This window comes from Arthrobacter sp. Ha26, assembly GCF_059091705.1.
In genome coordinates this window covers 475,981-493,802 of record NZ_JBNHGX010000002.1, presented here as the reverse complement: position 1 = coordinate 493,802, position 17,822 = coordinate 475,981, and the positions used below count along the sequence as shown (strand labels likewise).

Here is a 17,822-nt window from a genome sequence, read left to right as displayed (position 1 = left end):
CCCCGCTGCGTCCTGTCCAGGGCGCTCCCATGCTCCCAAAGGAATACCTATGCCCGCGCGCGCCGCCACCTATGCCTTCCTCGGGCCCGAAGGCACCTTCACCGAGGCCGCCCTGCTGCAGGTACCGGACGCTGCGCACGCAAACCGGGTGCCGGCGTCGAACGTCAATGCGGCGCTGGACACAGTGCGCGGAGGGTCCGCCGACGCCGCCATGGTGCCCATCGAGAACTCTGTGGAGGGTGGCGTCACGGCCACCCTTGATGCAATCGCCACTGGGCAGGAGTTGCGGATTATCCGCGAAGTCCTGGTGCCCATCAGCTTCGTCCTGGTGGCCCGGCCCGGGCTGCGGGTAGAGGATATCCGCCGGGTATCCACCCATGGCCATGCCTGGGCTCAGTGCCGGCTCTGGATGGACGCGAACATTCCGGGCGCGGAATACGTTCCCGCTTCATCCACCGCTGCGGCGGCCATGGGGCTGTTGGCGGAGGACTGCCACTACGACGCCGCGATCTGCGCTCCGCTGGTTGCCGAGGAACAGCCCGGGCTTTCGGCTCTCGCTAAAAACATTGGTGACAACCCGGATGCGGTGACACGCTTCGTCTTGGTGAGCCGCCCGGGCAGCCTGCCTGAACGCACGGGAGCGGACAAGACAACCGTGGTGGTGCCGCTGCCTGAGGACCGGCCGGGCGCCCTTATGGAGATTCTGGACCAGTTCGCCAGCCGCGGGGTAAACCTTAGCCGGATCGAGTCCCGGCCCACCGGGCAGTACCTGGGCCACTACTTCTTCAGTATCGACGCCGACGGCCACCTCGCTGACGCCCGCCTGGCTGATGCCCTCGCAGGGCTGCACCGTATCAGCCCTGCCACCCGTTTCCTGGGCTCGTATCCGCGGGCGGACCGCCAGGAGACGGTAGTGGAACCACATACGTCAGACGAGGCTTTCGCAGCAGCGCGGGCATGGGTTGCCGGGCTTCAGCCCGAACCTGCGACCACGGAAAACGGTTCCGTCGCTTCGCCCACAGCGTAGGCAAATGCCTCTTGTACCACTTCCGCAGGGTGTGGGCAATGCGTATGCTTACTTGATCCACGATGAGGGATGGCCCCTAACGAAGGGAGCGGGTCATGACTACCAGCAGCAACGACAATGATGGCCAGGGAATGATCGTTAATCCCCGTCCCACCGCCGACAACCAGGACTGGGACGGCGACGAGGCTGACCGTGCTGACCGCCTGCGCTTCGAAGAGGAACAGGCCATGATCCGTGAGCAGTCCGAGGCCCGCGCCGCCGCAAAAGCAGCGGCCGAGGCAAAAAAGGAAGCCAACGCCTGACCATTGGTTGAGACCGGTCCGGCTCAGCCCAGAGCCGTCTGTCCCTTCACCCTTATCAATAAAGAACGCGGTTCCACCTGGACGGTGACCCGGGTGGCCTCGCCCGCCGTGTCGCCGTCGAGCTGGGTGGGCATCGGTTCCGGGCACTTGATGACGACCCTGCCGGACCGGTAGACGGTCATGATGGGCAGCTTCCCGCTGTGCTTGAACATGATCTTGACGTACATCAGCAGCCACCCGATGGCGCTGCGGGGACTCATCACCACAACGTCCAGCATGCCGTCGTCGATCATGGCCTGCGGGATGAAGTCGATGCCGCCGGGGACCAGCCCGCAGTTCGCGAAAAGGACGCTGCGGATGTTCCGCACCTGGTCCGGGCTGCCGTCCAGCGAAATGGAGACCTTCTTCCGCCGCCCGGGCAGGTGGCGCATGCCCGCCTCGGTATAGGCCAGCCAGCCGAACGTTTTTTTCAGGCCCGCATTGGTATCCGCGAGCACCTCTGCGTCCATGCCAATCCCGGCGATCACCAGGAACACATGTTCCGAGGAATGCCCGGTCCGCGAGTTCTCGATGCCCAGCCGGGCGGTGTCGATGTAGCGCTGGTTTCCGAAGAGGGCCGTTTGCACGTTGCCGTGGAGGTCGTTGACGTCCAGGTCCACGTTACGGGCCAGGAGGTTCCCGGTTCCGAGCGGAATCAGTCCCATGGCAACACTGGTGCGCGCGAGGGACTCGGCCACAACGCGGACGGTGCCGTCACCGCCGCCCACGAGGACGACGTCGGGCTTGCCGGCCAAAGCTGCCTGCGCCTGGGAGAATCCGGGGTCCTCCGCCGTCGTCTCGTAAAACACCGGCTCGTCCCAGCCCGCGGTGAGGCAGGCCCGCTGGATGGTGGCTTTCGCTTCACCGGAGCGGGCTTTGATGGGGTTCAGGATGACTGCCACACGCTGCTGGCTGAGGCCTGACTCGTGCGCCTCTCCGCCCACCGCGCTGCGCACATGCAGCGCCTTGAGCCTGCGGACTCCCCACCAGCTGGAAATCGCGAAGGCAAGCGCCACCGCTATCAGCACGTAGAGAATCAGGTCGCTCATGGTTCCCCAACAGTATCCCGGCGGCAGCTGCGCTTGACGGCCCATTGGCCGGCCGCCGTCGTACTCCTCCGGATTGGATACCCTTATGTGGTGATCGACGTAAAAGACCTCAGCGAAAACCCGGAGAAGTTCCGAGCCAGCCAGCGCGCCCGCGGCGCGGACGAATCAGTGGTGGACGCGATCATTTCCGCCGACTCCGCACGCCGCGCGGCGCTCATCCGCTTCGAGAACCTGCGTGCCGAGCAGAACGCCTTCGGCAAGAAGGTGGCCCAGGCCAAGGGCGACGAGAAGAAGGCCCTGCTGGCCGAGGTCAAGGAGCTGGCCAACTCGGTGAAGGCAGCCTCCGCTGAAGCCGATGCCGCCCAGACCAAGCAGGAAGAACTCCTGCGCACCATCCCCAACCTCATCGAGGACGGCGTCCCCGAGGGCGGCGAGGACGACTACGTGGTGGTCAAGACCGTTGGCACGCCGCGGGAATTCCCGGACTTTGAGCCGAAGGACCACCTGGAAATCGGTGAACTGATCGGCGCCATCGACATGGAGCGTGGCGCCAAGGTGTCCGGAGCGCGCTTCTATTTCCTCCGCGGTGTGGGTGCGCGGCTGGAAATGGCGCTGCTGCAGATGGCCATGGACCAGGCCATCGAAGCCGGGTTCATCCCGATGATCACCCCCACGTTGGTGCGCCCCGAGACCATGCAGGGCACCGGCTTTGACGTAAAGCACGACGCCGAGATCTACCGTCTCGCCGAAGACGACCTTTACCTGGTGGGCACCTCCGAGGTGGCCCTCGCCGGCTACCACGCGGACGAGATCCTCGACTTTTCCAAGGGGCCCATCCGCTACGCCGGCCAGAGCTCCTGCTACCGCCGCGAAGCCGGCTCACACGGCAAGGACACCCGCGGCATCATCCGCGTGCACCAGTTCAACAAGGTGGAGATGTTCATCTACACCACAGTTGAGGAGGCCGCGGCCGAGCACCAGCGGCTGCTGGCCTGGGAAGAGGAAATGCTCGCCAAGTGCGAGCTTCCGTACCGGGTGATCGACACTGCCGCCGGCGACCTCGGCATGTCCGCTGCCCGCAAGTACGACTGTGAAGCCTGGGTTCCCACCCAGAATGCGTACCGCGAGCTGACCTCCACATCCAACTGCACCACTTTCCAGGCCCGCCGCCTGAATATCCGCGAACGCGCAGTCAATTCGGAGGGTGTGGCAAAGGGTACCCGGGCTGTGGCCACCCTGAACGGAACGTTGGCCACCACCCGCTGGATCGTAGCCCTGCTGGAGCACCACCAGAACGCGGACGGCTCGGTCACCGTGCCCAAGGCGCTGCAGAAGTACCTGGGCGGCCTTGAGGTCCTCCCGGTTCTGTAGCTTCCCGCGAATCGCACCCTCTAACGGACTTTGCACCTGCGTACCCGCGGGTGCAAAGTCGGTTAGCGGGTGCTTTTGTTCCTGGTCCCGCTGCTGGCCAGGCCCGCATTTCTTAGATGCGCACCAAGTCGGGCCGCATCTGAAGCGATCGCCCAGTCCCAGCGCACCACCTTGAGCCCGGCTGCACGAAGTTTGTCCTCCCGCTTCTTCTCGGCCAGCACCGCTTCGCGGGCTGTTTGGCCGCTGAGGTACTCGTCGCGCAGATACTTCGCGTCGCCGTCGAACTCGCCGACAAGCTTGAACCGGGGCCAGAAGAAGTCAGTTCGGGCAATGAAATGCCCGCCCACGTGGAAGCTTGCCTGAAGCAGGGGAGCAGGAAAACCCAGAAGGTGTATCTGTGCCCGGCTTAACGATTCGCCGGCCGATCCGGAATTCGTTACGGCAAAATCAAGTACTCGGGCGACCCACCGCCTGCGTGCACCCGACTCCAGCCGCCCAGCGTGCGCGAGCAACTCTTCTCTGCTCACTCCCGGACCGGACGTGCGGCGCGCGCCTATGGCATGATCCGCCAGAACCGTGCCCGCCGCGAAGTTCTCTCTGGCGATAACTGACACCACGGTCTCCGGCAGTGGTGTTACCAAGAGGCCGGCATGTAATACGGCAGTAGCTTGCGGCCCATGGCGTGCGGTCCCGTAGGACGTTATCCCTTCAATTCCGGTTCGTCCTGTGGGCATCACGGCCGCGGACGTCGTGGGCGGCTTCTTGCCTGTGTGCCCCCTTGACGCCCCGGACAGGTGGACGTAGGCCGGAACATCGAGCAATTCCAGGGCCCATACGGAGGCGGCTGTGTTTAGGCAGAACCTGGACCGGGGTAGCTCAAGGTTCACAGCAAGGACAGTCTGGCGGTACCGTTCCCAGGGCGCCAGCGAGATCCATTCCTGTTTGCAGGCGTAGATGCCTTTGCGGACGCGGATCAGCTCTCCCCGGGCGTACCGCCTGCTGAGCGAACGGGAGTCCCCGGTACTCCGACTCACCGCGGCGGCGTCAATTAACTCCATGCCCATCATCGTCCCCGGAGCCTTCTGGGGCGTGAAGCGGTAACGGATCTATGTGGAAAACCACGAATTAGGTAGCGCACCCCCGCGCGGACTGTGCACCTGCGGGGCCGCAGTTGCACAGTCCGTTGGCGGGTGCTTTCCCGCTGGGAGCATAGGGCACCCGCGGAGGTTAACACCCCCTGCGGGAAAACCTGTGGGTATTTGCCAACTGTTCAATAACTCTGTGGCGCGCGTCCTAGCGGATTTTTGGGGGCATCTGCTCTACTTGATGGATGACAACGCTGACTGAAACCTCAGTCGCCGGCAACGATGACCGGCGAGATAACGAAAACAACAACACAGACCAAAAGCTGATGGTCGCCCTGGACGTGGACGGCACGCTGGTGGATCACGACGGCCACATGTCCCCGGCCGTTCGTGAAGCGGCGCAGGCAGTAGTAGCCGCCGGCCACGAAGTGATGATTGCCACCGGCCGTTCACTGAACGCGATGCTGCCCATCATTGAAAACATCGGCATTGACCGCGGTTATGCGGTGTGCTGCAACGGCGGTGTGACCCTGCGTCTCCACCCCGAGTTGGATAACGGGTACGAGGTCATCCACAAGGCCACGTTCGATCCGGCTCCCGCCCTCCGGGCCCTCCGCGAACGGCTTCCGTCCGCCAAGTACGCACTGGAGGATGAGGACGGCAACTTCCTGTCCACCGAGCGCTTCCAGGACCCAAGTTTTGGCGTCGAGGCTGTGGGCGTCGACTTCCACACCATGCTCGAAGCCACCGCCGTGCGCGTTGTGGTGTTCAGTACCGAGAACACGCCAGAGGAGTTCAACGAGGCCATCGAGCACGTGGGCCTCGCCGGCGTCACGTATTCCGTGGGCTGGACGGCATGGCTGGACATCGCGGCCGCCGGCGTCACTAAGGCGAGCGCTTTGGAGAAACTGCGTGGCCGCCTCGGCATCGAACCGCACCTCACGGTGGCAGTGGGCGATGGCAGGAACGACATCGAGATGCTCACGTGGGCCGGCCGGGGAGTGGCCATGGGCCAGGCCCCCGCGGAAGTCATCGCTGCTGCGGATGAGGTCACGCATTCCGTGTTCGACGACGGCGCCGCCCACGTGCTGCGCAGCCTCCTTTAGGCCTCTCCGTTAGCGGGGAAGGCTTCAGCCTGGCCGGGGACGAACCTCGGGCCTTCCGGAGGCCTCCCACGATTCCTGGCCTCCACCCGCCGTCGGGCAGAATGGAAAGCATGACCCTCACGACGTTCGCCCTCATCCGCCATGGCCAGACCGACTGGAATGCGCAGCGCCGGCTGCAGGGTGCCACGGACATTCCGCTGAACGACGTCGGCCGGGCCCAGGCGCGTGACGCCGTCGCCGTTTTGTCTGCCTACGAATGGGACGCCATCGTGTCCTCGCCGCTGAGCCGTGCCGCCGAGACGGCAGATGTGATTGCGGCCGGGCTGGGCCTCAGCGAGGTCCGTCGCATGCCGGAACTCATCGAGCGGAGTTTTGGACCCGCGGAGGGAATGCAGGCCGGGCCGGAATTGGACGCGCTCCGCATCCCCGGGGGCTTCCGTGGTGCCGAAAGCGAGGACGAGGCCGCTGACCGGGGTTTGGCGGCGTTGGAGGCACTGGCTGATGAGTACCGCGGGCGGCGCCTTCTCGTTGTCGCGCACGGCACGCTCCTGCGCGTGAGCCTCAGCCGCGCTGTGGGCAGCACCTTGAAGAGCATCGACAATGCGGTGCTGAACCTGGCGCATCACCACGCGATTGACGGCTGGCAGCTTGAATACTTCAACGGCGAGCCGGTGATGGCGGCCAGCCAGGGCTGACATCAGGATGCCTGCGCGAAGAAGGCTCAGCGCGCCTCGAGGATCAGCGCCAGCAACCGGGCTGCTGCGGGCCGGGCGGCATGTTCCTCGTTCCACTGCGCCCGCGCCACCGCCTTGCTGACCGCCTGGGTGGTGATCCCGAGTTCCTGGGCCACTGCCTTCTGCTGGCCGCGCACCCCCGGGGTCAGCAGGTCAAGGACCCGCCATTCGGCGCCGGACCGGTCCCGGACGATGTGTCCGAGCAGCCGGAGCACGGCTTCGGCATCATGGGCTACGTCCGCGAGAGGGCCCTCAACGGCGACCGGGACCCTGTAATTGCTGTTCCGCAGCCGGTCCACGGCCCGCCGGGCGTACACCAGCCCGTGGCCGGAGGCGTCCTTGACCTGGTTGGGCAGCGGCTCATTGACAGGCCCGACGCCGATCCCCACGTACCAGGAACCCGCCCGCAGCGCGATCAGTGCCGCCTCCACGGCCTGATCGGGGCAGTCCACGATGCCCTGGACTTCGTCTTCCACTGACCGGTCAAAGTCCAGGCGCGCAGGAATGTGCCGCAGGTCCTTGAGCAGCTGCGGTACCCGGTCACCATCGCGCCGGCTATCCCTTTGGTTGATTGTCAGCGTGAACATCTGAATGCACAGCCTACCCGCAAGTAGCCTCGCCCGGCCAAGTGGGCCACCGGGGTAATCAGGTAGCCAGATCCGGGCAAGCAGGGTTGTCTCGCCCGGGTCCATCTGGTGCGATGGAGCCACGGCTGCCTTCGGGCGGTGACCGCGACGTGAGGATGGTTATGACCAGCAGCATGGGCCAGGACGAACTCGGACTTGTGGACCGCTGGTGGCGCGCCGCCAACTACCTATCAGTGGGACAGATCTACCTCCGCTCCAACCCCCTGCTGCGTGAACCCCTGAAGGCCGAGCACGCCAAGTCCCGGCTGCTGGGGCACTGGGGCACCACGCCCGGGCTGAACTTCGTGTACGCGCACCTGAACCGCATCATCCGCCGCGACTCCGCCGAAATGCTCTTTGTGGCCGGTCCCGGTCATGGCGGCCCCGCCGTCGTCGCCAATTCCTGGCTCGAAGGCACCTATTCCGAAATCTACGGCCACGTGGGCAACGACGAGGACGGCCTCGCGGAGCTGTTCCGCCAGTTCTCCTACCCCGGCGGCATCCCCAGCCATGCCGCCCCGGAAACTCCCGGCTCCATCAACGAGGGCGGCGAGCTCGGATACTCCCTCGCCCATGCGTACGGCTCAGTGCTGGACAACCCCCAATTGGTTGCCGCCGTCGTGATTGGCGACGGCGAGGCGGAGACCGGGCCGCTGGCCGCCAGCTGGCACTCCCACAACTTCCTGGACCCGGCAACGGACGGGGCGGTGTTGCCCATCCTGCACCTGAACGGCTACAAAATCGCCAACCCCACGGTCCTGGCCCGCATGCCGGAAGCACAGCTCGAGCAACTCCTGCGCGGTTACGGCCACGAGCCCTACTTCGTCACGGTGAAGGATCCGGACAACACAGAGCAGGCCCACCGGGATTTCGCGGAGGCGCTGGAAAGCTGCATGGCGGACATCCGTGCCATCCAGGACTCCCGGCGGACGCAGGAAAGCCCTGAGGCACCGGACAGCGCTGAGGAACGATACAGCACAGGGGGAGAAGAGGCGCCCCATTGGCCCATGATCGTGCTGCGCTCGCCGAAGGGCTGGACGGGGCCGCGCGAGGTGGACGGGCTGCAGGTTGAGGGGACGTGGCGGAGCCACCAGGTGCCCCTTTCCGAGGTCCGCACCAACGGGGACCACCTGCGCCTCCTGGAGCAGTGGCTGCAGTCCTACCGCCCGGAGGAACTGTTCGACGGCGACGGGCGGCTCCGGCCCGACGTCGCCGAGGGTGCGCCCACCGGTGACTTCCGGATGAGCGCCACACCCCACGCGAACGGCGGACTGCTGCGCCGCGCCTTGAAGCTGCCCGATTACCGGGACCACGCTGTCGAGGTTGCCCGGGCGGGTACTGAGCGGGTCAGCCCGATGGTCACCCTGGGCTCCTGGATGCGGGACGTAGTGGCCCTGAACATGGAAACGTTCCGGTTGTTCGGACCGGACGAGACAGCGTCCAACCGGCTCCAAAACGTCTATGAGGTCACGGACAAGGTGTGGCAGTACCGCATTGACGACGTCGACGAGCACCTTGCGCGCTCCGGCAGGGTGATGGAGGTGCTGAGTGAGCACTTGTGCCAGGGCTGGCTGGAGGGCTACCTGCTGACCGGCAGGCACGGCGTGTTCAGCTGCTATGAGGCGTTCATCCACATCGTCGACTCGATGTTCAACCAGCACGCCAAGTGGCTGAAAGTGCACCGGAAGCTGCCATGGCGCCAGCCCATCCCGTCGCTGAACTACCTGTTGTCCTCGCACGTGTGGCAGCAGGACCACAATGGGTTTTCGCACCAGGATCCGGGGTTCATCGATCATGCAGTGAACAAAAAGGCCGAGGTCATCCGTGTGTACCTGCCGCCGGACGCGAACACGCTGCTGTCCGTGATGGAGCACTGCCTGGCGTCCACGGATTACGTAAACATCGTGGTCAGCGGAAAGCAGCCTTCGCCCACCTGGCTCGGACCGGCCGATGCCGCCACCCACTGCCAGCGGGGCCTGGGTATCTGGGAGTTCGCGGGCTCGGAGGTCCCGGGCGAGGACCCCGACGTTGTCTTGGCCTGCGCCGGGGATGTTCCCACGGTGGAGACGGTGGCCGCGGCGGAACTGCTGCGGAAGGGTGCTCCGGGGCTGAAGGTCCGCGTGGTCAACGTCGTGGACCTGATGCGGCTGCAGGATGAAAGCGAGCATCCGCACGGGCTCCCGGCACGGGACTTCGACGGGATTTTCACTCCGGACAAGCCCGTCATCTTCGCCTACCACGGCTACCCGGCGCTGATCCACCGGCTGGCCTACCGCCGTAACAACCAGGAGGGCCTGCACGTCCGCGGCTACAAGGAGGAGGGGACCACCACCACGCCGTTCGACATGGCGATGCTGAACGGCATCGACCGGTTCCAGCTGGCCATCGACGCCATCGACCGCGTGCCGGGCCTGGCGGAGAAACACTCGCTGCTGCGGCAGGAGCTCCAGGACAGCAGGATCCGGGCACGGGAGCACACGCGCACACATGGTGAGGATCCCGAGGATATCCGGGACTGGAAACTCGGCTAGCTGTACTTTTCCTGCTCCGGCCGGCTCCTTCGCGGACCGCTGGATCGCGGAGGACCTTGGCGGGAGCCAGCCTGTGGGTGCTCAGCCCTGTACCGCAGGGCACCCGGGATCCCGCCCTTTTCGCCCAGGCCATCACCCCGGGCGAAGGCCGCCCACAGGCTACGCACCTGCCGCCCGACGTCGTCCACGTCCTCCCAGCGTGCGCCGGCGATCAGCCCGGCGCCGTCCCAGGTCCTCCTGTTGCCGAAAAGGAGCGGGAGGTCGATGGTGTGGGCAGCACCAAAAATGTTGCCGGGCGCGTGCCAGCTCAGGACGTAGCGGCAGGCTTTTCCGCCTGCCCGGGCGTGCCGCCTGGCGAACTTCCGGGCGGCCCTGCCATAAACAGTCTCGGTCACAACCCCATCGATGGCCCGGATAGCGGCGGTTCCGGCGACCGGGACGCGTGCCAGCTTGCTGAGGTACGGGCTGCGCGGCAGGAACAGCCTCGCTTCCTCGGACGTGTGCCCGATCAGTACTTCTATACCGGGTGCCGAGCGGTTCCACGCAGCCTCGATATCAGATTCCTCCGGGAGCGGCGTGTGCCCGTATTGCGTCCCGAAAGGCATGGCGGCGAGCATCCCGAACTTCCGGGCCACCTGCGCCACGTGGTCCTCCCGCTCCACCACCTCCATGGCCGGAGTGTCCTCGGCGACCGCTTCCGCCGCGATTCCCATGGCCTGGTTCATTTTGGCGCGCCCCCGGGAGATACCCAGGGGCGCGCTCTGGATGATGGCCCGCTGGAACAGTGACGGGGCTTCAGGAGTTGCCATGAGGTGTGCGATGGCGTCACCGCCGGCAGACTGTCCGAAGGCGGTCACCCGCCCCGGATCTCCACCGAAGGCGGCAATGTTCCGCTGCACCCAGCGGAAGGCCTCAAGCTGGTCCAGCAGGCCCAGGTTGCCGGGCCGGCCGGAACGGGTGCCCAGGAAGCCGAAGAGTCCCAGCCGGTAGGTCACCGAAACCACTACTACGCGGTTTTCGGCCACCAGCACCGCGGGGTCGAAGATGGCAAGGTCGCCGGAGCCGGTGGTGTAGGAACCGCCGTGGATCCAGACCATCACGGGCAGTCGCTCGCCCGGAGTGAGGCTGGCGGGCATGGTGATGGACAGGTTCTGGCAGTCCTCGCTGCCTGGAAGTTCGCCGTAGCGGGTGCCCAGGACGTCGTCAAGGAACGGCACCGGTCCCTGCGGGCAGGCGGGCGCGGGGGATGTTGCCGCGTAGGGTTCGGTCCAGTCCGGCACAGGAGCGGGAGGCTGGAACCGGGCAGCCCTGGCGTACGGGATGCCGGTGGCCCGGATGACGTCCCCATCGGGCCAGCCGGTGACTGGTCCGCAGGGCGGGGTGAAGGTGGGTGCTGAAGTCACCTCTCACTTTAACCACAACGAAGGCCCACGTCGCTTGACGTGGGCCTTCATCATTCGGTGGCTGAGCCTGTCAAAACCCGGCTTTCCAAAGTTTCGGCAGGCTCAACCGGCGGAACAGTACTAGTGGCCGGTGGGGACGTAACGCTTGATGGAGGCTTCCAGCTCGGCCTCGGCGGCGGCGCGGTCGCCCCAGCCCTCGGCCTTGACCCACTTGCCCGGCTCCAGGTCCTTGTAGCGGGTGAAGAAGTGCTCGATCTCCTTGATCAGGAAGTCGTTGACGTCGCTGACTTCCTGGATGTGGTCGAAGCGGGCATCCACCGGGACGCAGAGGATCTTCGCGTCTCCGCCGCCGTCGTCGGTCATGTTGAAGACGCCGATGGGGCGGGACTCGACAATGACGCCCGGGTGCAGGTCGAAGTCCTGCAGGAGCACCAGCGCGTCCAGCGGGTCGCCGTCCTCGCCGAGGGTGTTTTCGAAGTATCCGTAGTGCGTGGGGTACTGCATGGAGGTGAAGAGGACGCGGTCCAGGCGGACGCGGCCGGTCTCGTGGTCAACTTCGTACTTGACGCGCGATCCCTTGGGGATCTCGATGGTCACGTCATGCTTCATGGAATGCTCCTCGGCAATTGCAGGGGGTTCGCGGCACACCTGACGGCCTCCAGAAGGGAGTGTCCGTGCCGCCGACTACTATTGAGGATATAGCGAGAGGCCCTGGAATCAGGAACTTGTGGGGAAATTTCAGGACTTGAGGACCAGCACCAGCATGACCAAAACAACTTCCGCGGAACCGTGGCTTGACCGTGTCCGCCACGGTCTGCGGGCTGCGGTCCCGGGCCTGAAACGGTCCTGGTCCTTCGTTGTGCTGGCGGCTCTCCTGACGGTCCTCATGGTCCCCGCTGCGTTGCTGGTTGCCCCGGGTTTCGTGGGCCCGGAGGCCCCTGCCCCCGCTCCGCCAGCGCCGGAATGGCAGCAGGCTCCCACCACGCTTGCCCCCGCACGGGGGCTTGCCCCGCTGGACGCTTCGGCCGGCCTCCCGCTCGCATCCAGCGTCACCGCACAGCTGGACCCGCTGTTGAAGGCCGACGGCGGCGGGAACTTTACGGGGCTGGTGCAGGATGCGCTCACCGGGCAGGTCCTCTTTGACCGCGGCGGTTCCGAGAGCAGGGTGCCGGCCTCCAACCTGAAACTGCTCACCGCGGCGGCCGCCCTTCGTTCCCTCGGTCCAGAGCGCCGCTTCACCACCTCCGTAGTGCAGGGTCCTGAAGCCGGGCAGGTGGTGCTGGTTGCCGGCGGTGACGTCCTCCTGGGCGCGGGGGAGTCGAACGCGGATCAGGCGATGGGCCATGCGGGCCTGGCTACGCTCGCCGCGGAGACTGCCGAAGCACTGAAAGCTGCCGGCACCACGGGTGAGCTGAAGGTGATGCTGGATGATTCCCTGTTCACCGGCCCGGCCCTGAACCCTGCCTGGGAAAGCGGGGACGTGGCTGCCGGTGAAGTGGCACCGCTATATCCGCTGGCCATGAACTCGGCCCGCTATGATCCCGCCGGCACCACTGGCCCGCGCCCGCAGGATTCGGCCATGACGGCGGCGGAGGAATTCGCAGCCGGGCTGCGTACGGCAGGCGCGGCCGCGGGACTGGCCGTTGCAGCCGCCGTCGAACGTTCCCCCCGTTCCGCCCAGGAAGGCGGAGGGGAATCCCGGGAGCCGGCTGTCCTGGCAGAGGTGGAGTCGGCCACGGTGGCTGAGCAGGTGGACCTGATGCTGCAGGCCTCGGACAACTACCTTGCGGAGGTCCTGGGACGGATGGCATCGGTAGCGGCAGGCGGGCCGGCCAGCAACGACGGCGCCACGGCTGTTGTCCGGGCGCAACTCGCCGACGCCGGGATTGCCGTGGACGGCATCAAGCTGGTGGATGTGTGCGGCCTGGCCATGGGCAACCAGGTCCCGGCCCGCCAGTTCACCGAGGTGGTGCGCGCCATCGCCGCCGGCACGGACGTCCGGCTCCGCGCCGCACTGAACGGCTTCCCGGTGGCCGGCCTCACCGGCACGCTGGACACCCGCTATGGCGAGGAATCAACAGCCCGGGGCGCAGGCCTGGTCCGCGCCAAGACCGGCACGTTGAACACCGTGCTGGCACTTAGCGGTTATGTGGTGGATGCCGACGGCCGGCTCCTGGTCTTCTCCTTCATCGGCAACGGACTCACCCCGGGCGCGGCGGGCAACAAAGTGGCGTTGGACCGGGCCGCCACGGCGCTCGCGGCCTGCGGGTGCCGGTAGCACCCTACGCGTCTGCAGGAGCGGCCCGGCGCCGCTCAACCGTTGCTGCCCGGCGCCGCTTATGCGGGCCCAGGCCGTCCGTGCGGTGTCGACACCCTGTTGCGGGAGCGCGGTGGTTCGCCGGTGAGCGAACTTAAGGACTATCCCCAGCCTGCTGTGTTCTGATGGGACCTATGGAGTCCACTGCAGGTGAGTCGTCAGCCCAAACGTTGTCCAGCCAGGCCTCGTCCCTGATCAACTGGGACCTTGCCGCAACCACGGCGGCACGGCTGGCGCCCGCCGGCCCGGTCCTGGACAAGGCCGCCATCGGGGACGCGGTGGACAGCCTCCGCCGGCTCGCCGACGCCTCGGTGGAGCACGTCCACGAGATCACGGGACTGGAAGCGGCACGAAACCTCCGCGATTCCACCGTCCTGGTGGTGGACCGCGCCTCATGGGCCAAGGCCAACACCCAAAGTTTCGCCGTGATGCTCAAGCCCGCCATGGAAAAGATGCTCGAAAACAGGCGCGGCTCCCTGAGCCCGGCCGCCGCCGGCGTCAGCGGCGCCATCACCGGCAGCCAACTGGGTGCGGTCCTTGCGTTCCTGTCCAGCAAGGTCCTTGGCCAATACGATCCCTTTGCCGCCCTGGCCGAAGGTTCCAACGCGCCGTCGGGCGGACGCCTGCTCCTGGTCGCCCCCAACATCGTGTCCGTGGAGCGGGAACTGAACGTCACCCCGGAGGACTTCCGGCTCTGGGTCTGCCTGCACGAGCAGACCCACCGCGTCCAGTTCGCCGCCGCTCCTTGGTTACGCCACCACATGCTCGAGCAGATCGACGAACTCAGCGTCCACCTGCTGGGCAACGTTGACACCCTGATGGAGCGGGCCACCGCCGCCGCCCGGTCACTGAAGGACCGCACCGGCAACGGAAATACCCCCGGCCGCGGCGCCATCCTGGACCTGTTGCAGGACCCGGAGGAGAAGGCGGCCATTTCGCACCTCACCGCCGTTATGAGCTTGCTCGAAGGCCACGCCAATGTGGTGATGGACGCCGTGGACGCCAGCATCGTGCCGTCGGTGAAGACCATCCGCCAGCGGTTCAACGACCGCGGCAAGGACCGCGGCGTTATCGAAAAGTTCATCCGCAGCCTCCTGGGCCTGGACGCCAAGATGCGCCAATACTCCGACGGCGCGCGCTTCGTCCGTGCCGTGGTGGAGGTTGCGGGAATGGAAGGCTTCAACCGGGTATGGGAGTCGGTGGACCACCTGCCTACCGAGCCCGAAATCCACGATGCCAAGCTGTGGCTTGAACGGATGGGACTCTGATTATCACCGGTCCAGAGCGCGGCCAGGCAGGTCAGGGCAGGCAGCCAGCTTCTATCAGCAGCCAGGCACCACGGACAAGCGGACGACGGCGGCCCGGCCGGCTTGCGCCCGTCATTGGCACCGCGCGCAAGATGCTGCAGGAGTCCTTGGCCCAGGCAGGCTACCCCTCGCATGTCCTGGTGGCCTGCAGCGGGGGGCCGGACTCCCTGGCCCTGGCAGCAGTGGCGGCCTACTTTGCCCGCCGCGGCCACGTGGACGGCCATGCGGTGACGGTGGGTGCAGTGGTGGTGGACCACCAGCTGCAGGAAGGGTCCGCCCACGTGGCGGCCGAAACAGCCCGGGTCCTGCACGAACTGGGACTTGCCCCCGTGGAAATCCGGACCGTGACAGTGGCTGCCGCCGGCACAGGCCCCGAAGCCGCGGCGCGTGAAGCCCGGCATGCAGCGCTGGAAGCAGCCGCCATCAGCCAGGGCGCGGACGCTATCCTGCTGGGCCACACCCTGGACGACCAGGCCGAACAAGTGCTCCTTGGCCTTGCCCGAGGCTCGGGGACCCGTTCGCTCGCCGGGATGAGGCCCGCCCGCGGCCAGCTGCTGCGGCCCTTCCTGGAGCTTCGACGGGCGGACACGGAAGAGATCTGCGCCGCCGAGGAACTGGACCCCTGGCTCGATCCCACCAACGCGGACCCGTCCTTCGCCCGTTCACGCACCCGGGTGGAAGTGCTGCCGCACCTCGAGGAAAAGCTGGGGCCAGGCGTCGCGGAATCCCTGGCCCGGACTGCCTCCATCCTGCAGATCGACGCCGATTACCTGGAGGACGTGGCGGAAACCACGTTCGCCTCCCTCGTGGAGCGGAACGGCCGGGAACTGAGCCTCCCGGAGGATGCCCTGCGCGCCTTGGCCCCCGCCATCCGGTTCCGGGTCATCGCCAAGGCAGCGGCCGACGCCGGCGGGCAGCAGCCCAGCTACCGGCGCCTTGTGGCGGCGGAAGCGCTGCTGCGGCGGCAGGGTTCAGCCGGACCGGTGGAACTGCCCGGAGGCGTAAGTGTCTACAGATTGTCCCTCGCGCAGCTGGCAGACCTCCCGATCGGGGACAGCGCCGCTAAGGACAGCGCCGACAAGGAGAGTGCCGCCGGGGTTGATGAGCCGGGTGCCGGTCCCCGCGGAGGCGCACGCTGTGGGAAGCTAGTATTCCGGCCTCAAAAACCGCCCGCAAAATAGTCGCACCCCCGCATCTACACAGGAGCCATTGGTGGATTCAAACGACGTCCAGGCAGACCTCAAGCACGTTCTCTACACCAAGGAGCAGATCCAGCAACGGATCACCGAGCTCGCTGCGCAGATCGACAAGGACTACGAGGGCCGCGAGATCCTCATTGTGGGCGTCCTCAAGGGTGCCGTGATGGTGATGGCAGACCTCGCCCGAGCGCTGCACAGCCACATCTCCATGGACTGGATGGCTGTTTCCTCCTACGGCTCCGGCACCCAGTCCTCGGGAGTTGTGCGCATCCTGAAGGACCTGGACACGGACCTGATGGGCAAGGACGTGCTGATCGTCGAGGACATCATCGACTCCGGCCTCACCCTTTCCTGGCTGAAGACCAACCTGGAATCCCGCGGCACCGCCTCGGTGGAAATCTGCACCGCCTTCCGCAAGCCCACCGCCGCCAAGGTGGAGATCGACGTCAAGTACGTGGGTTACGACATCCCCAACGAATTCGTGGTGGGCTACGGCCTGGACTATGCCGAGAAGTACCGCAACCTGGACTTCGTGGGCACCCTCGCACCGCACGTCTACGAGTAGGCCGCACATCCACGAGAACGCTGCGCCTCCCCATTTTGCGTAAAAACATCGGCATCAAGGACGTGGCGGTGGCCGCCGGAGTGTCCGCGACCACCGTCTCGCACGTCCTGAACGATGTTGCCTACGCACGGGTCAGTGCCGAGACGAGGGACAAGGTCCGGTCCGCGGCCGCGCAGCTGGGCTACGGCCCCAACCGCCTGGCGCAGGCACTCCGGAGCCGGCGCACCGGAATGCTCGGCCTGGTCAGCGAAGATATCGCCACCACGCCCCACGCCGGCCGGATCCTTTTAGGGGCCGACGACGCTGCCAGGGCCCGCGGCTACACGCTGATGGTCATCAACACCTCGGGCACCGCCACTCCGGCATCACGCGAAGCGGATGTGGACGCGCTCCTCGAGCGGCAGGTGGACGGCATTCTCTATGCCACGATGTACCACCGCACCGTAGAAGCGCCACCCAACCTGGGCAAGGTGCCGGCGGTCCTCGTTGACGCTGTCAGCGCGGACGGAGGATTCACCTCGGTAGTGCCGGACGAGTACGGCGGCGCGCGTACCGCCGTCGAAACCCTCCTGGCCGCCGGGCACACCCGCATCGGTTTCATCAACAACGCCGCGGACGCACCCTCCACCCGCGAGCGGCTCCGCGGCTTCCGCGAAACACTGGCCGGCGCAGGGCTCGACGGCGGGGCGGCACCTGTGCAGGAAGCCTCCTCTGACGCCCAGGGAGGCTACGAGGCTGCCCGCCGGATCCTCGAGGGCGGCAGCCCGCCGTCGGCCTTGTTCTGCTACAACGACCGCATGGCCATGGGCGCTTACCGCGCCGCCGCCGAGCTGGGCCTTTCCATCCCCGCGGACCTGTCCGTGGTGGGTTTCGATGACCAGGAACTGATAGCCGGCAACCTGTACCCCGGGCTCACCACCGTTGCCCTGCCGCATTATGAAATGGGCGTATGGGCTGCCGAACGGTTGATTGACGCAGTGGAGGGGACAGCAGTGCCCGGTGCCGCCGTTCCAGAGCCAGCACTCCTTAACTGTCCGCTGGTATCCCGCGCGTCCGTGGCCGGCCCCCGGTTTTAGCCCTGGTGCCCGCGCCCGGCGGTGTGGCCGTGCAGGCTACGCCCAGAGGGAACTTTTGCCCAACACCATGCGTGATTTACTCCGG

Annotated in this window: 16 protein-coding genes; 11 read left to right on the top strand and 5 right to left on the bottom strand. The window is 66.5% G+C overall.

The window, feature by feature from the left end:
* The first annotated feature begins 49 nt into the window (after positions 1 to 49).
* Positions 50 to 1,027, top strand: coding sequence for a prephenate dehydratase (gene pheA / locus AC5RVY_RS07860; protein WP_493954131.1), 978 nt, complete (start codon positions 50 to 52; stop codon positions 1,025 to 1,027).
* A 95-nt stretch (positions 1,028 to 1,122) separates the two neighbouring features.
* A complete protein-coding gene (locus AC5RVY_RS07855; RefSeq protein WP_493954130.1) occupies positions 1,123 to 1,329 on the top strand; it encodes a hypothetical protein in 207 nt (68 codons plus the stop codon).
* Positions 1,330 to 1,352: 23 nt separating this feature from the next.
* Here AC5RVY_RS07855 and AC5RVY_RS07850 read toward each other — a convergent pair whose 3' ends face one another.
* Positions 1,353 to 2,417 carry a diacylglycerol/lipid kinase family protein gene (locus AC5RVY_RS07850; RefSeq protein ID WP_493954129.1) on the bottom strand — a complete coding sequence of 355 codons (1,065 nt, stop codon included), beginning with the start codon at positions 2,415 to 2,417 and terminating at the stop codon, positions 1,353 to 1,355.
* Positions 2,418 to 2,507: 90 nt separating this feature from the next.
* On the opposite strand from AC5RVY_RS07850, the gene serS reads away from it, so the two are divergent.
* Positions 2,508 to 3,788 (top strand): serine--tRNA ligase, encoded by a 1,281-nt coding sequence (gene serS / locus AC5RVY_RS07845; protein ID WP_493954128.1) that lies wholly within the window; start codon positions 2,508 to 2,510, stop codon positions 3,786 to 3,788.
* Between the two features lie 62 nt (positions 3,789 to 3,850).
* Here the strand turns inward: serS and AC5RVY_RS07840 are convergent, their stop codons facing one another.
* Complete coding sequence (locus tag AC5RVY_RS07840) at positions 3,851 to 4,402, bottom strand: PDDEXK family nuclease (protein ID WP_493954127.1); 552 nt, start codon at positions 4,400 to 4,402, stop codon at positions 3,851 to 3,853.
* A 716-nt stretch (positions 4,403 to 5,118) separates the two neighbouring features.
* Between AC5RVY_RS07840 and AC5RVY_RS07835 the strand changes: the two genes are divergently transcribed.
* Both AC5RVY_RS07835 and AC5RVY_RS07830 read left to right on the top strand, forming a co-directional pair.
* Positions 5,119 to 5,979 carry an HAD family hydrolase gene (locus AC5RVY_RS07835; protein WP_493954126.1) on the top strand — a complete coding sequence of 287 codons (861 nt, stop codon included), beginning with the start codon at positions 5,119 to 5,121 and terminating at the stop codon, positions 5,977 to 5,979.
* Positions 5,980 to 6,089: 110 nt separating this feature from the next.
* Positions 6,090 to 6,674 (top strand): histidine phosphatase family protein, encoded by a 585-nt coding sequence (locus tag AC5RVY_RS07830; RefSeq protein ID WP_493954125.1) that lies wholly within the window; start codon positions 6,090 to 6,092, stop codon positions 6,672 to 6,674.
* Between the two features lie 26 nt (positions 6,675 to 6,700).
* Here the strand turns inward: AC5RVY_RS07830 and AC5RVY_RS07825 are convergent, their stop codons facing one another.
* On the bottom strand, positions 6,701 to 7,300 hold the full coding sequence (locus AC5RVY_RS07825; protein WP_493954124.1) for a hypothetical protein: 600 nt from the start codon (positions 7,298 to 7,300) through the stop codon (positions 6,701 to 6,703).
* A gap of 161 nt (positions 7,301 to 7,461) precedes the next feature.
* Here AC5RVY_RS07825 and AC5RVY_RS07820 point away from each other — a divergent pair, with 161 nt between their 5' ends.
* Positions 7,462 to 9,870: a phosphoketolase family protein gene (locus tag AC5RVY_RS07820; RefSeq protein ID WP_493954123.1), complete on the top strand. Its 2,409-nt coding sequence runs from the start codon at positions 7,462 to 7,464 to the stop codon at positions 9,868 to 9,870.
* On the opposite strand, the gene AC5RVY_RS07815 is transcribed toward AC5RVY_RS07820, so the two are convergent.
* The gene (locus AC5RVY_RS07815; protein WP_493954122.1) at positions 9,867 to 11,273 is read right to left on the bottom strand and encodes a carboxylesterase family protein; all 1,407 of its coding nucleotides are present in this window, start codon (positions 11,271 to 11,273) and stop codon (positions 9,867 to 9,869) included. The two genes, AC5RVY_RS07820 and AC5RVY_RS07815, sit on opposite strands and share 4 nt — an antisense overlap.
* A 120-nt stretch (positions 11,274 to 11,393) precedes the next feature.
* Complete coding sequence (locus tag AC5RVY_RS07810) at positions 11,394 to 11,882, bottom strand: inorganic diphosphatase (protein WP_079596875.1); 489 nt, start codon at positions 11,880 to 11,882, stop codon at positions 11,394 to 11,396.
* 154 nt (positions 11,883 to 12,036) lie between these two features.
* On the opposite strand from AC5RVY_RS07810, the gene dacB reads away from it, so the two are divergent.
* The 5 genes from dacB to AC5RVY_RS07785 all read left to right on the top strand — a co-directional run bounded on the left by dacB (position 12,037) and on the right by AC5RVY_RS07785 (position 17,737).
* Positions 12,037 to 13,551: a D-alanyl-D-alanine carboxypeptidase/D-alanyl-D-alanine endopeptidase gene (dacB, locus tag AC5RVY_RS07805; protein ID WP_493954121.1), complete on the top strand. Its 1,515-nt coding sequence runs from the start codon at positions 12,037 to 12,039 to the stop codon at positions 13,549 to 13,551.
* Between the two features lie 173 nt (positions 13,552 to 13,724).
* Positions 13,725 to 14,858, top strand: a complete 1,134-nt coding sequence (locus tag AC5RVY_RS07800) for a zinc-dependent metalloprotease (protein WP_493954120.1) — start codon at positions 13,725 to 13,727, stop codon at positions 14,856 to 14,858.
* A gap of 131 nt (positions 14,859 to 14,989) precedes the next feature.
* A complete protein-coding gene (gene tilS / locus AC5RVY_RS07795; protein WP_493954119.1) occupies positions 14,990 to 16,078 on the top strand; it encodes a tRNA lysidine(34) synthetase TilS in 1,089 nt (362 codons plus the stop codon).
* 31 nt (positions 16,079 to 16,109) lie between these two features.
* Positions 16,110 to 16,661 (top strand): hypoxanthine phosphoribosyltransferase, encoded by a 552-nt coding sequence (hpt, locus tag AC5RVY_RS07790; protein ID WP_041651844.1) that lies wholly within the window; start codon positions 16,110 to 16,112, stop codon positions 16,659 to 16,661.
* Positions 16,662 to 16,693: 32 nt separating this feature from the next.
* Positions 16,694 to 17,737 carry a LacI family DNA-binding transcriptional regulator gene (locus AC5RVY_RS07785; protein ID WP_493954278.1) on the top strand — a complete coding sequence of 348 codons (1,044 nt, stop codon included), beginning with the start codon at positions 16,694 to 16,696 and terminating at the stop codon, positions 17,735 to 17,737.
* Positions 17,738 to 17,822 lie beyond the last annotated feature (85 nt).

Coding starts and splice junctions, on each gene's coding strand:
- pheA (WP_493954131.1), top strand. CDS start 50: ATGCCCGCGCGCGCCGCCACCTATGCCTTCCTCGGGCCCGAAGGCACC.
- AC5RVY_RS07855 (WP_493954130.1), top strand. CDS start 1,123: ATGACTACCAGCAGCAACGACAATGATGGCCAGGGAATGATCGTTAAT.
- AC5RVY_RS07850 (WP_493954129.1), bottom strand. CDS start 2,417: ATGAGCGACCTGATTCTCTACGTGCTGATAGCGGTGGCGCTTGCCTTC.
- AC5RVY_RS07835 (WP_493954126.1), top strand. CDS start 5,119: ATGACAACGCTGACTGAAACCTCAGTCGCCGGCAACGATGACCGGCGA.
- AC5RVY_RS07830 (WP_493954125.1), top strand. CDS start 6,090: ATGACCCTCACGACGTTCGCCCTCATCCGCCATGGCCAGACCGACTGG.
- AC5RVY_RS07825 (WP_493954124.1), bottom strand. CDS start 7,300: ATGTTCACGCTGACAATCAACCAAAGGGATAGCCGGCGCGATGGTGAC.
- AC5RVY_RS07820 (WP_493954123.1), top strand. CDS start 7,462: ATGACCAGCAGCATGGGCCAGGACGAACTCGGACTTGTGGACCGCTGG.
- AC5RVY_RS07810 (WP_079596875.1), bottom strand. CDS start 11,882: ATGAAGCATGACGTGACCATCGAGATCCCCAAGGGATCGCGCGTCAAG.
- dacB (WP_493954121.1), top strand. CDS start 12,037: ATGACCAAAACAACTTCCGCGGAACCGTGGCTTGACCGTGTCCGCCAC.
- AC5RVY_RS07800 (WP_493954120.1), top strand. CDS start 13,725: ATGGAGTCCACTGCAGGTGAGTCGTCAGCCCAAACGTTGTCCAGCCAG.
- tilS (WP_493954119.1), top strand. CDS start 14,990: ATGCTGCAGGAGTCCTTGGCCCAGGCAGGCTACCCCTCGCATGTCCTG.